This is a genomic window from Lysinibacillus sp. FSL M8-0337 (assembly GCF_038593855.1).
Classification (GTDB): domain Bacteria; phylum Bacillota; class Bacilli; order Bacillales_A; family Planococcaceae; genus Lysinibacillus; species Lysinibacillus sphaericus_D.
The window spans coordinates 1,309,630-1,323,658 of the sequence record NZ_CP151996.1 but is presented as its reverse complement, the minus strand read 5'-3'; the positions used below and the strand labels follow the sequence as shown (position 1 = coordinate 1,323,658).

14 protein-coding genes and 1 riboswitch are annotated in these 14,029 nt (G+C 35.9%); of the genes, 8 read left to right on the top strand and 6 right to left on the bottom strand.

The genetic code is table 11. The features are described 5' to 3' along the window. Nucleotides 1-13: 13 nt before the first annotated feature. Nucleotides 14-238, bottom strand: a complete 225-nt coding sequence (locus MKY08_RS05990; protein WP_069511168.1) for a helix-turn-helix transcriptional regulator — start codon at nt 236-238, stop codon at nt 14-16. A gap of 166 nt (nt 239-404) precedes the next feature. On the opposite strand from MKY08_RS05990, the gene MKY08_RS05985 reads away from it, so the two are divergent. From MKY08_RS05985 to MKY08_RS05970, 4 genes are all read left to right on the top strand, one after another. Beyond that, nucleotides 405-764: a helix-turn-helix transcriptional regulator gene (locus MKY08_RS05985; RefSeq protein WP_069511166.1), complete on the top strand. Its 360-nt coding sequence runs from the start codon at nt 405-407 to the stop codon at nt 762-764. 102 nt (nt 765-866) lie between these two features. Beyond that, on the top strand, nt 867-1,652 hold the full coding sequence (locus MKY08_RS05980) for a hypothetical protein (RefSeq protein WP_342534821.1): 786 nt from the start codon (nt 867-869) through the stop codon (nt 1,650-1,652). A gap of 77 nt (nt 1,653-1,729) precedes the next feature. Then, nucleotides 1,730-2,233 carry an ImmA/IrrE family metallo-endopeptidase gene (locus tag MKY08_RS05975; protein ID WP_069510873.1) on the top strand — a complete coding sequence of 168 codons (504 nt, stop codon included), beginning with the start codon at nt 1,730-1,732 and terminating at the stop codon, nt 2,231-2,233. A 35-nt stretch (nt 2,234-2,268) separates the two neighbouring features. Then, nucleotides 2,269-3,129 (top strand): site-specific integrase, encoded by an 861-nt coding sequence (locus MKY08_RS05970; RefSeq protein ID WP_069510875.1) that lies wholly within the window; start codon nt 2,269-2,271, stop codon nt 3,127-3,129. A 366-nt stretch (nt 3,130-3,495) separates the two neighbouring features. Here the strand turns inward: MKY08_RS05970 and glnA are convergent, their stop codons facing one another. Beyond that, the gene (gene glnA / locus MKY08_RS05965; RefSeq protein WP_069510877.1) at nt 3,496-4,830 is read right to left on the bottom strand and encodes a type I glutamate--ammonia ligase; all 1,335 of its coding nucleotides are present in this window, start codon (nt 4,828-4,830) and stop codon (nt 3,496-3,498) included. A gap of 985 nt (nt 4,831-5,815) precedes the next feature. Here glnA and MKY08_RS05960 point away from each other — a divergent pair. The 4 genes from MKY08_RS05960 to MKY08_RS05945 all read left to right on the top strand — a co-directional run bounded on the left by MKY08_RS05960 (nt 5,816) and on the right by MKY08_RS05945 (nt 8,976). Continuing rightward, a complete protein-coding gene (locus tag MKY08_RS05960) occupies nt 5,816-6,238 on the top strand; it encodes an ATP-binding protein (RefSeq protein WP_069510880.1) in 423 nt (140 codons plus the stop codon). 28 nt (nt 6,239-6,266) lie between these two features. Further along, nucleotides 6,267-7,964: a methyl-accepting chemotaxis protein gene (locus MKY08_RS05955; protein ID WP_069510882.1), complete on the top strand. Its 1,698-nt coding sequence runs from the start codon at nt 6,267-6,269 to the stop codon at nt 7,962-7,964. Nucleotides 7,965-7,991: 27 nt separating this feature from the next. Next, nucleotides 7,992-8,378 carry an STAS domain-containing protein gene (locus MKY08_RS05950; RefSeq protein WP_069510884.1) on the top strand — a complete coding sequence of 129 codons (387 nt, stop codon included), beginning with the start codon at nt 7,992-7,994 and terminating at the stop codon, nt 8,376-8,378. 358 nt (nt 8,379-8,736) lie between these two features. Beyond that, complete coding sequence (locus tag MKY08_RS05945; RefSeq protein ID WP_069510886.1) at nt 8,737-8,976, top strand: hypothetical protein; 240 nt, start codon at nt 8,737-8,739, stop codon at nt 8,974-8,976. Nucleotides 8,977-9,254: 278 nt separating this feature from the next. On the opposite strand, the gene MKY08_RS05940 is transcribed toward MKY08_RS05945, so the two are convergent. The 4 genes from MKY08_RS05940 to sigX all read right to left on the bottom strand — a co-directional run bounded on the left by MKY08_RS05940 (nt 9,255) and on the right by sigX (nt 13,855). Next, nucleotides 9,255-10,601 (bottom strand): sodium-dependent transporter, encoded by a 1,347-nt coding sequence (locus MKY08_RS05940; RefSeq protein WP_069510888.1) that lies wholly within the window; start codon nt 10,599-10,601, stop codon nt 9,255-9,257. 181 nt (nt 10,602-10,782) lie between these two features. Continuing rightward, nucleotides 10,783-11,370 (bottom strand): ECF transporter S component, encoded by a 588-nt coding sequence (locus tag MKY08_RS05935; RefSeq protein WP_069510890.1) that lies wholly within the window; start codon nt 11,368-11,370, stop codon nt 10,783-10,785. 224 nt (nt 11,371-11,594) lie between these two features. Beyond that, nucleotides 11,595-11,791: riboswitch (FMN riboswitch) on the bottom strand. Nucleotides 11,792-12,041: 250 nt separating this feature from the next. Continuing rightward, nucleotides 12,042-13,325, bottom strand: a complete 1,284-nt coding sequence (locus MKY08_RS05930) for an RNA polymerase subunit sigma (protein WP_069510892.1) — start codon at nt 13,323-13,325, stop codon at nt 12,042-12,044. Next, entirely contained in the window at nt 13,322-13,855 is a 534-nt protein-coding gene (sigX, locus tag MKY08_RS05925) for an RNA polymerase sigma factor SigX (RefSeq protein WP_069510894.1), read from the bottom strand. The genes MKY08_RS05930 and sigX overlap by 4 nt, the downstream gene beginning before the upstream one ends. Nucleotides 13,856-14,029 lie beyond the last annotated feature (174 nt).

Genomic DNA, 14,029 nt, shown 5'->3' with positions numbered 1-14,029 from the left:
TTAGCTCACCTCTTTAAATTGCTGTTTTAGCAATTATTTTGATAAAAAAATTTTCAGTACTGCATTTCAACATTTTTGCTAGCAAAGGCAGTTGCTCGGCTTTGAATGAATATGTGCCATTTTCATACTTCAAATAAGTAGAAGCATTCTTCATATTCATTGAATCAGCTGCCTCTTGAAGTGTCATTTTCAACTCCTGTCTACGTTGCTTAACAAATGCCAAATTAAATATTTTCACTTGAATTTCACCTCTTACTAATTTCTGTTTTAGCAACCCGTTGGTAACAATATACCATTGCTAAAATAGAAATTCAAGTATTAAATTTCTATTTTAGCAATTTATTTATTTCTAAAACGGAAACATGATATATTTAACATATGATCTCACTGAAAGCGGTGAAAACATGGATATAGGAAAAAAGATAATCTCATTACGAGAAAAAAGAGGATGGACGCAACGTGAATTAGCCAATCGAGTTAATTTAAATGTTAGCGTTATGAATCGAATTGAATCTAACGAGAGACCCGTTAAAGATAGTGAGCTCCTTAATTTAGCAAACGTACTCGAAGTGAGCACAGACTACCTTCTTGGTCGAATAGACACCCCAGCACTTACACCACGTGAAAATGACGAAGAAGAATTTCAAGCTTTCGTTAACAATCCAGACTTACAATTATGGTACAAAGAACTTCCGAATTCGAGTGAAGAAGAACTACGTAAACTACGAAAAATGTGGGATATTATCAAAAATGATTTAAATTAAAAAGGACGTGTAATAATTACATGTCCTTTTTACTATCTGTTGTTTATAAAAATATATAACTATAATTTTTATTACATATGTTATGAAGGAGAATCAATTGTCATGACTATAGAATTTATTAAGCTATTTTTAAAAAGTATACAATATGAGAAAATTAACATTTCACCTTATTATTTAATTTGTACTATACCTGTTATCGTATTTATGATTTTAATTCCTAAACTTTTTACTTCTTTATCGTATGATTCATTTGATATTAAGTTAATGCATAAACGGAGCCACAGCCCTATTCAAATTACAAAAACAATTTTCATTTTTTTAGTTTTGTACATAATGTTCACAGGATTTACTTTTTTAAATGCATATATTATGGTAAAAGCCCCACTCATATTTGTTATTTTTTTATTTTTATCTATAGTGTTTGTTGTTTTATCCGTTCTCTTTTTATTATTCTATGTTTTTGCTCGTCTGAAGAAAATACAAATTTATGTGAATAAAAAACACCTTCTCCATTCAATATTTTATATAATTATTTTAATCTTTACTTTTATTTCAAGTGTAATTTTCGCTGTTTCACTCTTACTCCCGTTCTATATTACTTCAATCAGTGAAATATCCCAGCAAAATAATTTAGAATCTATTTTAATTTTTCTTTTTTTCTCATTAATGCAAGTTGTACTACTCGTAGTCTATAAACCAATTGAGAAAAAAGAATATATTTTGATTTCTATTCTAGAAAATAGATTACCTATAGAATTTAAATTAGAATTAGATTATTCAATCAGTGAAAATACATCAGTTTTATTTAATAAAGAAAAAAAAATTAAAGCTGTTAAACGAAATAATGGAGAAAAATATATAATTGAAATATACAAATTAAAAAACTAGACTTCCCCCCTACCAAATAGTGGGGATTTATAGTACACTTAAAAAGAACACTTGTTCTATTTTAAGGAGTCGATTTCATGTATTCTAGTCACTTAGATGATTTCATCAAACAGTTTTATATCAAAATGGATATTCTTAAGCCAAAACAAATAAATTTTTTTAAAATAGCAGATTGTTTAGATATCAAGATACATTACTGGGACGAAAGTAGCCAAGCTGCTTTTTTAAAAAACTCGAATTTTATTTTTTTAAATGAGCATTTGTCTTTCCAGCAACAATGGCAAGATTTTTGTCATGAGCTAGCACATGTCCTTTTTCACACGGGTCATCAAGGTCGTATGGCCCATACTTGGATAGAGTACCAAGAGAACAAGGCAAATAACTTCATGTACCATGCCTGTATCCCCTCTTTCATGTTGGATGAGCTAAATTTATACTACAACAATTCAATCACAGCAATCCAAATACAAGAGCTATTTAATGTCGAATACGATTTTGCTGTAAAACGACTGACACAATACATAAGCAATAAAAGAGTTTATGCCGAATTGGCATATCGAAAAAGTTTACAGGAACTGTGATTACTCGCTAGTGTGCTAATTAAGGAGGGATTAGTATGGCTTCATTTCGTAGGAGAGGTAAGTATTGGTCATACCGGATTCGTGTGAAGGATAATCAAGACGAGTGGCGTGAGTATGGTGAAAGTGATTTTGTAACAAAGAAGGAAGCGCAGCTTGCTGCACGACAAAAGGAACTGGAGTTTAGTTCTCATGAGTCGTATGCTGGTATGGCTACATTTGAAGAATTTTCTTTATCTTGGCTTGAACACTATATAAAAGGAAAAGTAAAAACCAGCACGTACCGCACTTATAAACATGCTATTACAAAACATGGAATTCTAAATTTCGGCAACTATAAATTGGGCGATATAAAACCGATGATGTATCAGAAATTTATCGATTCTCTAATGGAGAAAGGGCTTGCTTTAAATAGTGCTAAACGTATTCACAGTGCTATTAATCAATGTATGAAAAGAGCTGTAATTAATGGTTACATCCTCAAAAATCCATGTGAACATGTAGTTATGAAGAAATTGCCGACCAAAAAACTAAAATTTGTTGAGCCAAAGTATGTACAAGAAATACTAGCTTACATTTACAAACGAGACTATACGTATGGCTTATTTTTTGAAACGCTTTTTGAAAGTGGGATGCGAAAAGGTGAATGTGCTGCACTTCGATTGGATGATATAGATTGGCGAAATAATTCATTAAAAGTAGATCAGACGCTTAACTTTCATCCAGAAGATGAAGATGAGATATTAGGTTCGCCCAAAACAGCTGCATCTACTCGGGATATCCATATGCGAACTAAATACATGCAAAAATTGAAAACATTTATAAAGTATCGTACAGAACAAAAAATGTTAGTTGGTGCTTTATACAACCATGAATTGAATCTTTATTTTTGCTCGTGATGACGGCTCGCCACTGCCCCGTTCTACGCTGTACAATATATTTAAATCAGCACTTGAACATGTTGGTATAGAAAAACTTCCGATTCACTCTACCCGTCATACTCACACTGTTATGTTGATGGAAGCTGGATGGGATATGAAGTCGATTTCCGAAAGATTAGGGCACGAGTCCATAATGACAACTATGAATATTTATGCACATTTATCAGAAAATATTAAACAAAAGTCTATCGAGAGTTTCGATAAATATATGGAGCAACAAAAATAAAAATAATTCTTGTGGGCAATTTGTGGACAGCAAAACAAACCCATGTGGGCAAAAAAATAAAAGAAGTGTCGGAGCCTTACAGCCCCAACACTTCTTTGTTAGTACATTGTTATATATTCATCGCGTTCCCAGTCGTGGACGCGTATGCGGTATTTGTTCCATTCAATTTCTTTCGCTGCTGTGAACTTTTCAAAAATATGAATGCCTAGTGCGTCACGAACTATATGGTCCATTTCTAGTTCTATCAGTGCATATTCTAATGAAGATGGTAAACTATCGATGCCATTCATTTCACGCTCTACACGATTCATTTTATAAATATTTCGGTCCACAGCGTCTGGTGGTGTTAAGCCTTTGCGAATCCCATCGAGCCCAGAGGCTAAAATAACTGCCATTGCTAAGTATGGGTTGGCTGCTGGATCAACAGAACGCAACTCAATACGTGTAGAAAGTCCTCGTGCCGCAGGGATACGAATAAGCGGTGAACGATTTTGTGCTGACCAAGCTACGTAACATGGCGCCTCATAGCCAGGCACTAAACGTTTGTAGGAATTGACTAATGGATTCGTTACTGCTGTAAAGCCGTGCACATGCTTCATAATCCCTGCCATAAAACTACGTGCCGTTTGACTTAATTGCAATTCTGCATGTTCATCATAGAAGACATTATTTTCTCCTTCAAATAATGACAAATTAAAGTGCATTCCTGAACCATTCACTCCAAATAAAGGTTTCGGCATAAAAGTTGCATGCAAGCCGTGTTGAGCTGCTACCGTTTTAACAACTAGTTTAAACGTTTGAATGTTATCACATGCTTCAATGGCACTGGCATATTTAAAGTCAATTTCATGCTGACCCGGTGCCACTTCATGATGGGACGCTTCAATTTCAAAACCCATGCCCTCTAGCTCCAGCACAATATCCCGTCGACAGTTTTCACCTAAATCCGTCGGTGCTAAATCGAAATACCCTCCGCTATCATTTAATTCCAGTGTTGGATGACCTTTTTCATCTAGTTTAAATAAGAAAAATTCCGGTTCTGGTCCAAGGTTAAAAGAAGTAAAGCCCAATTCTTCCATTTCTTTTAAGACGCGCTTCAAGTTAGAGCGTGGATCGCCCTCAAATGCTGTACCGTCTGGTCGTGCAATATCACATATAAAGCGTGCTACCTTGCCTCTTTCAGCCGTCCACGGGAAGATTACGAATGTATCAAGATCAGGGCGTAAATACATATCAGATTCCTCAATACGAACAAATCCTTCAATCGAGGAACCATCAAACATAACTTTATTGTCTAATGCCTTAGCTAACTGACTAACTGGTATTTCTACATTCTTGATTGAGCCCAATATATCAGTAAATTGTAGGCGAATAAATTTCACATTTTCCTCTTTCACCATGCGGATAATATCATCTCTAGTATGATGTTTCATTCTTCACCACTCCAATTTGTCATTTTTCTTAACATCCGTTTTTTAGAACTGCTTTTAAATTACACTATAACAACTAACAAACGCAATGGGCATGTAATGTTTTATTACATTGTTTTTTTCGAATGATTTTATCTTTTTTTTCGATGCATAGAAGATAAATAACGATTTAGAGAAAGCGACAGAACAAAATGACTAGTAAGAATATTCAAAAACAGTCTATAAGTAACGCCATCTGTCAAGAAATACAACTAATTGATTATAAATTTTAAAATTAAATAGAACTTAAGTCTTGTGTTTTTTATTTTTTAGTGGTAAATTATAAGCGAAATATGTTCTCCCTATTATTTAGCAGGATATTTGGCCTATTTATTAAATGGAAAATCACCAATTTCTATTGATTGATTTGAAAGCAACTTTTATAATAATATCGTCGGTGGATATAGACCTTTTGATTCCATCTATTTAAACTTCTATTCAAACGGTCTTAAACTACCAAGTTAAGCCAAACTTCGCAAGTTCCAGATAAAAGATGTTAGTCATCGCCATTACTTCGAGACAATCATCGTCTCCTTTCAATGAACCCAACTTAGTGCAATACATAGATTTACTAGTACTTGTTTTTCCTAAAGACATGTATAACTACGAAATTTTTGATTTTATAATTAGATAAATTCTCATCATTAATTATATAGGCAATGTTATCAACCTTTTTGATTACAGGACCATCTACATGTCTACTAAATAAATAAAAAATGGGTACAATTTCTCACCCACTTACATTTCCGACTAATCAAATAATCTTACTTTTTCTATACATTTTACATCTTTCTATGAATGGTCATATGTTTCAATAGGGATAGTCGTTAATAGCCTTAAGGTCTCTTAAGTAGGAGGCGATGACTTACATTTTCTTCAATCATTGACTGGATATTGCAAATAAGCGAAAACATAAAAGTAATTTCAAATACAAGTTAGGTGATTGGTAATGGAATTTTCACTGCGTGTTCAAGCTAATTTGGAAGCAGTTCATTTTATAGATACGGTCATGGAAAACTACACAAATATTTATACGATTCCCTTTAGTAGAGAAATGAGATTTGTGTTACATGAATTAGTCATTAACGCGATAGAAGCAATGGAAAAAATTGATATAGCCCCTCCTCACAATACCATTCAAATACAAGTCATCCATAACGATGAGGAGATTAGGTTAACTGTTATCGATGAGGCACAAGGAATTACTGAAGATGATTTGGAAAAGAATTTGCAATTTGATCTTAACGAACATAATTATACAGATCGAGGTCGCGGGTTATTTTTTGTCAAACAAATGGTGGATTGTATTTGGTTCAAACATATTTCGAAAACAAAGTTTTTAGTCGGTGTTTCTAAGAAAATTCATGGATAGGTACATCTAAGATTAGGAGGGACTTTTTATGAAATGGACAATCCGTAAAAAAATTAACCTACTTATCATTACTTGCATTTTACTCATGATTACGGTAATAACGATTGTTGATTATACCGATGCAAAAAATAATCTTATAACAACCGTCAATGCAAAACTACTATCGGATATAGATTCAAGTTACGAGTATTTAGATGCCAAAATTCCCGGTGACTGGCACATCAAAAATAATGAATTGCATAAAGGAGATGTGAAAATTGTTGGTAATTTTGATATTGTTGACAAACTCAGTAATCTAACACATGGTGATGCCATCACAATCTTTCAATATGATACTCGGGTTAGCACAAATATTATCGAAAATGGTGAGAGAGCTATTAATACAAAGGCTCCTAGTGAACTAGTCACTACCGTTTTAGAGCAAAAAGAGCAGCGCTATATCGGTTCAGCAAATATACTAGGGGAGCCATACGAAGTCGTAACAGGGCCTATTACAAATAATTTGGACGAAATTATAGGCATGCTGTCAATCGCCTTACCATTAGCGACCTATACGACTGCCGCTACAGAAAGTGTCATGAAAAATGTTATCGTATTATTAATTATTTCAGCTTTACTGTTCGTCATCATCAGTTGGTTTCTACAACGCCAAATTATTGTGCCCATCAATCAATTAAGCGCAAATGCCAAAGAACTAGCAGATTTAAATTTAAATGTGAAAATATTAAATCCTAAAGGACAAGATGAAATTGCTAATTTAGCAAAAGCTTTTAATGCGATGAAGACCCGTATAACCGAAACAATCAACGTTGTCGCAAATAGCGCTAATCAAATCGCAAGTTCTTCACTAGTTTTAGCGGAATCTTCTCGCCAAACTAGCGAAGCCTCAAACCAAGTTGCATTAACAATGAATGATATTGCAAGTGGCACTAGCACGCAATCCGATCAGGCGGAACATATTGTAGAAATGATGCAAAAAACAAATGATGAAGTAGCCAATAGCTTACAAAAGGCAGAAACCACTTTAGCGAGAGCAATTCAATCAACCCACATCGCGCGAAAAGGAGAGGATGCGATTAATGAAGCCATTAAACATTTAAACTCTGTCACGCAAACAGTTTCCTACGCTACCGATTCTATTCAAAAACTAGGTAAACGATCCGAAGAAATCGGCGGTATTATAACTGTTATTACAGGCATTGCGGAACAAACAAATTTATTGGCATTAAACGCTGCTATTGAAGCAGCTCGAGCTGGTGAGCAAGGAAAAGGCTTCGCCGTAGTAGCTTCCGAAGTACGCCAACTAGCTGAACAATCAAGTTTAGCTTCTGGGCAAATTACGAGTTTAATTAAAGATATACAAGCCGAAACCGCTGTAACCGTTCGGACAATGGAAAGTAATTTACTCGCTGTCGAAGAGCAGGTACACATCATCAGTAAGGGAGGCAATGCCTTACAAGAAATTGTCGAACAAGTTGCGGAGACAGAGCAGGGTGTGAAGGAAATGAAATCAGCATTCACCAATGTCAATGACAATTCGTTAGATGTTCAACAAGCCATACATGATATCTCACGGATTATTGAAGATTCCGCAGCAGCGACTGAAGAAATTGCAGCAACTTCTGAAGAACAGCACGCAACCGTTGCGGAAATCTCACAAAACTCAGAGGAATTAGCCGAAATTTCGACTAAACTTCAGAACGAAGTGAAAAAATTTACATTCTAACTTTAAACATATAAGGAGGCGTAATATATGAATCAGAAAAATATGATTGATATTGATACTAAGGCTGATTATATTTTAATCGCCTTTACTGGTAAATTAGAATATGGATTGATTGGGGATTTAAAAGAGGAGCTCCACGCGATTAGTTTCGACACAAAACACGGCTATATTATCGATATGCAAAAGGTCACGAATATTGATAGTACTGGTTTTGGTATGATTATCAATTTTGCAAAGAAAGTGACAATGCTCGATAAGAAAATAGCGATTATTGTGACAGATGATTTTATTCGTAAACTGTTTGCTATCTCACAATGTGATAAAGTCTTCCCTATTGCCAAAAATGAACTCCAAGCGAAGCAAATGATTAAAGAAGAAAACTGGTTAGGCGAACTCGCACTAAGCGAATATTAATGGTGACAGGCACGCACACAATTTAGTATCTCCCAATCTACTACAGCAGCAGGCATATTTGTCTGCTCTTTTTTTGTCTAAGGTTAAAGAGAAATGAGTTAAACGCACACACAGGCAAAAAAATTCAATTTAAATTAACTATTAGAAAAATAGATTAGGAGGGACAGTCTTTGAATCGTTGTCATAAAAATTGTTCATGCGAACGTTGCCAATCTAGTTTGCCTGTTATTAAAGCAATCGATATTTGTAATATCACTCCAAACTCACAAACTCCACCCGTCTCATCTTCCACATACGGGAACTTTTTTCAAACGAATTTTTCACTCTCGCTACCAATCAAGCTATGCCTTGGAACGGCATGGGGGAAACTGCTGGCATCACGTTAGACCCCGATACAGTGACTATCAGGGTTACCCAAGGAGGGGCGTACTATATCGATTATCATGTGAATGGAAATTTCTCTCCATTTGGGACAGGTAACGTTACAATCGTTACAGCTCTCTTTGTTAATAATGCCGAAGTGAATCCAATTCAAACGAGATACGGAGCATTAAATACAGAAGTCGACAGATATGAATGCGTACCAATTACTGGATGAACAATTGTATTTATCCCAGATAATGGAATAGTTCAATTAAGAAATATCGGTCCAGACTTCCGTACTTGCGATGGCGGAATTGTACTCGCTGCTTCAATAAATTTAATAAAAGTTAGCACACCATAAGGTCTTGAAGTACCAGTAAAAATAGTACCTGTAGTTAAGATACTTGAAAAGAGTGCTTTAATGGCAGGTATTTTTTCACTACCACTTGGTGCTTAATCGAAAAAAAGATGGCTCCTGCGCAATACAAGAACCATCTCTAAGCTGCAATATATTTATTTTTGTATGAGCATATTTAATAAAACAACAATAATTACAATTGGGACGACCACTAACATTAATAGGCGATATGTGTTATAAAACCCTTGTCCCACCTGACTTCCCATAAGCAATTCTTTTTTCACAAAGTCTTTATCTACTACATAGGCAATAAAAATGGCGATCAATAAATTGCCCAATGGTAGCATTAAATTGGACACTAAGTAATCAGTAGCATCAAAAATGGACTTGCCAAATATTGAAACATCCGCTAATAAACTTGACGATAATGCCGATGGAATTGCTGCAACAAAAACAATGACTCCAAGTAATAACGTTAAGACTGAACGCGACATATGCCATTTTTCAATAAATGCTGCCACGATGATTTCATATAAACTAAACGACGAAGTTAATGTCGCAAATAAAAATAGTAATAAAAACAGGGCTAAAAACACTTCCCCAAAAGGCATTTGACTAAATGCTGTCGGCAGCACCATAAATAATAAGCCAGGCCCAGCTTGCGGTTCCAAATCAAAAGCAAATACAACTGGGAAAATAGCTAGTCCTGCTAAAAACGACACAAGTACTGTCAAAATAACAACGGAACCTGCTGAATTTGGTAAACTAACATCTTTTTTCAAATACGAACTATATGTAACCAAACAAGAGAAACCTACTGCCAAACCAAAGAATGACTGCCCTAGCGCCTCTAGTAACGCTTTACCTGTTATATTAGAAAAATCAGGCCATAAGAAGAATTTCACACCTTCCATTGCCCCATCTAAAGTTAATGCACGAATAACAAGAATGATAAACATCACAAATAACAATGGCATCATCCATTTATTTGCTTTCTCAATACCATTTTGTACACCTAGCGAAATAACAAGTACATTGGTTAATGTAAATAACGCTAAACCTAGTAATGTAATCCACGGTGTGCTAATAATCTTTCCAAATAAATCGCCTGGATTAACTGAAGAATCAATAACTGCACCCGATACTCCAAGGCCGCTATAAATAAAAATCCATCCTCCTACAACACTGTAAAAGGTTAATAATAGAAAACAACCCAATACACCCATACGTCCAACCCAAGCCCATGCCGGTTTCGTTGGCACAACTTTTTTATAGGCAGTGACAGCTTCCGATTGCGTACCCCGCCCTAAAATATACTCGGATAATAACATCGGTAGGCCGATTAATAATGTAAAAAGCACAAAAATTAGGAAAAATGCGCCTCCACCACTTTGCCCTGTGACATAGGGTAACTTCCAAATAGCCCCTAGCCCAATTGCCGCACCCGCTGATGCTAAAATAAATCCTAATTTACTAGACCATTGTCCTTTATTCTCACTCATCTCTTCAATCTCCTCAAAACTAACTAATCTCTTATTAATTGTACATTAAAATAGTAAATTAGACTAGACAGTTCCTGAATTTCCCAGTATGCTATTGGATCCATAAAAAAACTGCACCTCCAATTGTTAGATGTGTCTAACAATTGGGGTGCAGTTCAAAATATGCTCGAGGTGAAATGAATTATTTTGATAAATACATTGTGCGTTGTTGGTTGATCCATTTGCGCATCGTTGTGAATAATAACGCCATAACCGCCGTTAATAACACACCTTTCACGATATTAAATGGTAAAATGCCTGCAACAATCATTGTGTATAATGAATCGCCAACGACTGGCTCCATTCCTAAGAAGTAAGTGTACATCGGTAAAAATACTGCGATATTTAACAAGCTCATTCCAACCGCCATCACAATCGTTCCTGTTGCTAATCCTCCAACAAGACCTCCAATCGTTTTAAAACGGTTAAAAATAAATGATACTGGTAAAATAAATAATATGCCTGTTACAAAGTTTGCAATATGACCAACTGGCACTCCTGTTGGCGTACCAGAGAAAATCCAATCTAAGACATTTTTAAATAGCTCTACTAAAATACCTGCTACTGGGCCCATCGTGATGGCTGCAAGTAAGGCAGGCATATCACTGAAATCCACTTCCAAAAAGGCTGGGAACGGTGGAATCGGGAAATTAAATAACATTAATAAAAACGAAATACTACTCAGCATACCAATCGTAATAAACGATTGCAGTTTGACATTTTTCTTCATTGAAAACTCTCTCCTCTTTGCTGATTCAATCTTGCAAGAAGAAAGGTTACGACGTAATCGATTGTTTTTCACGAAAAAACCCTTATGCAAATCAGCATAAGGGAGAAAAGGCATGATAAAATAACGCCATTACTAGCTATTTTTTGTGCATAGCGTGCACTTAAAGACACACTAAAAAAACGTTCGCACATAGCTTAATTCGTAACAACGAATGACGATCGTACCTTCATCTTCTCCCATCCAGACTATACTGTCGGCCTTGGAATTACACCAAGTCAGCCATGCAAAAAAATCTTTGCACAGGTCGCGGGCTGAAGAGCCATCTAGTAAATCATGCGAGCTACTGTAGCTTACTACTACACTAGCGATTTACAACTCTATTACCGCCGGTCGGGATTTTCACCCTGCCCCGAAGATGAATCAATATTATTTTATAAACTAACTATAATGTTTTATCACATAAAAGTAAATACTTCTGCTTAAAATAATCCGATTAAATTTGTATGTTTTAATAAATGAAGCATTTTGCGAGAAATCATGGAGTAACTTACCCGCGGAGCAAAGTCACTTACCCGCGATATTTTATCATTTACCCGCGAATCAAGGTGCTTTACCCGCGGTATTTCAATTATAAAAAAACAGCTATCTCTATCTGATAGCTGTTTTCTATATTATGGCATCATTTGTTTATTGGCTCCTACAGGCATGGGTAAAAAATTTGTTAAATCAAAGCCTTCCCAACTTTCCTGTACAATGTTATCTAAACGTATCTTTTTATCAAAGCTTGACGCAGTCAACATCATTGCTTCGATTAATTGTGTTGCCCGTACAGCATCCATTGTCGTTAAATCAAGTGGTGCGTCAAATGTGACCACAACCCCATCTTCTTCTTCTTTTACAGTGTATGTGACATTTTCCGGAACAACTGGCACATAAACATCATCCTTTTTGTCTCGCATCGCCAGTAGAGCCTCTGTCACAGTAGGATACGTTTGATGGAAATCAGGCGATAAATATTCAGTCCCGTTTCCCTCTGTATATAAATAATAGTTATAATGATTATCTTTTGTTAGCGCTATAGGCTCACTCGGCTCTTCTGCTTGCGAAAACTCGTAAGCAGAACCATCTGCCTGTTTAATGGCAATGGCTTTATATTCGGATTCGGAAAAAGTATCTTTTAACGAGCTTAAATATTTTGTGACAGATGCCGAAGCTACATCATAATCATTTTCTTCTGGTAATACGTGCACAAGCGTCTTACCTTCTTCTTTTAACTCACCTTTGTACGGATGATAGTCCGTTAAACCCATTGCTTCTTCATCAATTTGAGGTGCGTATTTTTTATACATTTGTAAAGTTGTTGGTTTCTTCTTCCCAAAATCAGCAGTTATTTTTTCGTTCTTAATAATATAGGTCATTGGTATACTATCAGCCTTGCCACCAGGTAAACCAATTCTGAAAACGACTGCATCGACTAAATCATCTTCGTAAACAGATGTCCGCAACGATAGGATACGAGCATGCTCAGCACCAATATTCGCTTTCATCACACTATCTGCATCTGCATTTTCACTTTCTGTGACCGACCGATCCTCCTGCATGGAAGAATAATTTTCGATTGGGGCGTTTGCTTCATCCTTTACGGAAGAATTGTTCGATACATAGATGTACCCTGCTATTGATAGTACAAAAATTGCAGCAACACTACTTAAAATAGGCAACCTACTCTTGCGTCGTTTTATAGGATCAATATTTTCTTGAGCAGGCAATGATTGTGCTTGTTGTTCTTTTACTTCATCTACTATGGCCTCTTGAAGATGTATATTGTCTTGTAAACGTGCATCAGCAAGCAATCTTTTTAACACTTTGTCTTTCGAGCGGTGGTCAGTAAGCTTCGGGGCATTGCTCAACATTTGTTCAAGTTGTTCATCGTCAAATTGTTGTTTATGCGTCATTGCCTTTTCGCCTCCTGTTCCCTAGCCTGTTGTAGATGTTGTCTTAAAAACTTAATGGCTCGATGTTGCGTCGTTTTAACCTTCGCCTCTGTCCAATCAAGTATTTGCGCAGTTTCAGTAATTGATAAATCTTGGAAATAGCGCATAATAATAACCATTTTTTGATCCCCTGTACAATTTTCAAGTGCAGACTCTATCTGCTTTAATTCATCACTGGCCTGTAGCACATCTTCCGGTGATGGTGTGGTTGAATGTAACTGTTCCGTTTCCCAGTCAAAAAAATCGAGCGAATGTTTTTGGCGCACAGCCTGCTTTCGAAAATGATCAATTGCGACATTTTTAGCAATGGCAAAAAGCCAAGTTTTTTCACTGCTATTTCCTGCGAATTGTTCATAAGATCGCAGCACACGGACATAAACCTCATGTGCAAGATCCTCAGCCAGTGTACGATTTTTTACTAGATAAATAAGAAACTGGAACACGTCTTGATGGTATGCATCGTATAGTCGATGGAACACGGAGTCATTCAAAGCACTCCACCCCCGTTCTCATAGTATTTGTCGTCTAACACTCGCAAAAGTTACATTTAAATAATAATTTTATCTCAGTTTTGCCATGTGCCAAACCCGAGCAAAAGCCGACAGCTAGCCCCTCACAGGTATTGGTATTATTGCCAAATAGTGCGGCTAGTTCTAACTACACAC

Excerpts from the sequence above, each read along its gene's own strand:
- MKY08_RS05985 (WP_069511166.1), top strand. The coding sequence starts at position 405 with ATGGATATAGGAAAAAAGATAATCTCATTACGAGAAAAAAGAGGATGG.
- MKY08_RS05980 (WP_342534821.1), top strand. The coding sequence starts at position 867 with ATGACTATAGAATTTATTAAGCTATTTTTAAAAAGTATACAATATGAG.
- MKY08_RS05975 (WP_069510873.1), top strand. The coding sequence starts at position 1,730 with ATGTATTCTAGTCACTTAGATGATTTCATCAAACAGTTTTATATCAAA.
- MKY08_RS05970 (WP_069510875.1), top strand. The coding sequence starts at position 2,269 with ATGGCTTCATTTCGTAGGAGAGGTAAGTATTGGTCATACCGGATTCGT.
- glnA (WP_069510877.1), bottom strand. The coding sequence starts at position 4,830 with ATGAAACATCATACTAGAGATGATATTATCCGCATGGTGAAAGAGGAA.
- MKY08_RS05960 (WP_069510880.1), top strand. The coding sequence starts at position 5,816 with ATGGAATTTTCACTGCGTGTTCAAGCTAATTTGGAAGCAGTTCATTTT.
- MKY08_RS05955 (WP_069510882.1), top strand. The coding sequence starts at position 6,267 with ATGAAATGGACAATCCGTAAAAAAATTAACCTACTTATCATTACTTGC.
- MKY08_RS05950 (WP_069510884.1), top strand. The coding sequence starts at position 7,992 with ATGAATCAGAAAAATATGATTGATATTGATACTAAGGCTGATTATATT.
- MKY08_RS05945 (WP_069510886.1), top strand. The coding sequence starts at position 8,737 with ATGGGGGAAACTGCTGGCATCACGTTAGACCCCGATACAGTGACTATC.
- MKY08_RS05940 (WP_069510888.1), bottom strand. The coding sequence starts at position 10,601 with ATGAGTGAGAATAAAGGACAATGGTCTAGTAAATTAGGATTTATTTTA.
- MKY08_RS05935 (WP_069510890.1), bottom strand. The coding sequence starts at position 11,370 with ATGAAGAAAAATGTCAAACTGCAATCGTTTATTACGATTGGTATGCTG.
- MKY08_RS05930 (WP_069510892.1), bottom strand. The coding sequence starts at position 13,325 with ATGACGCATAAACAACAATTTGACGATGAACAACTTGAACAAATGTTG.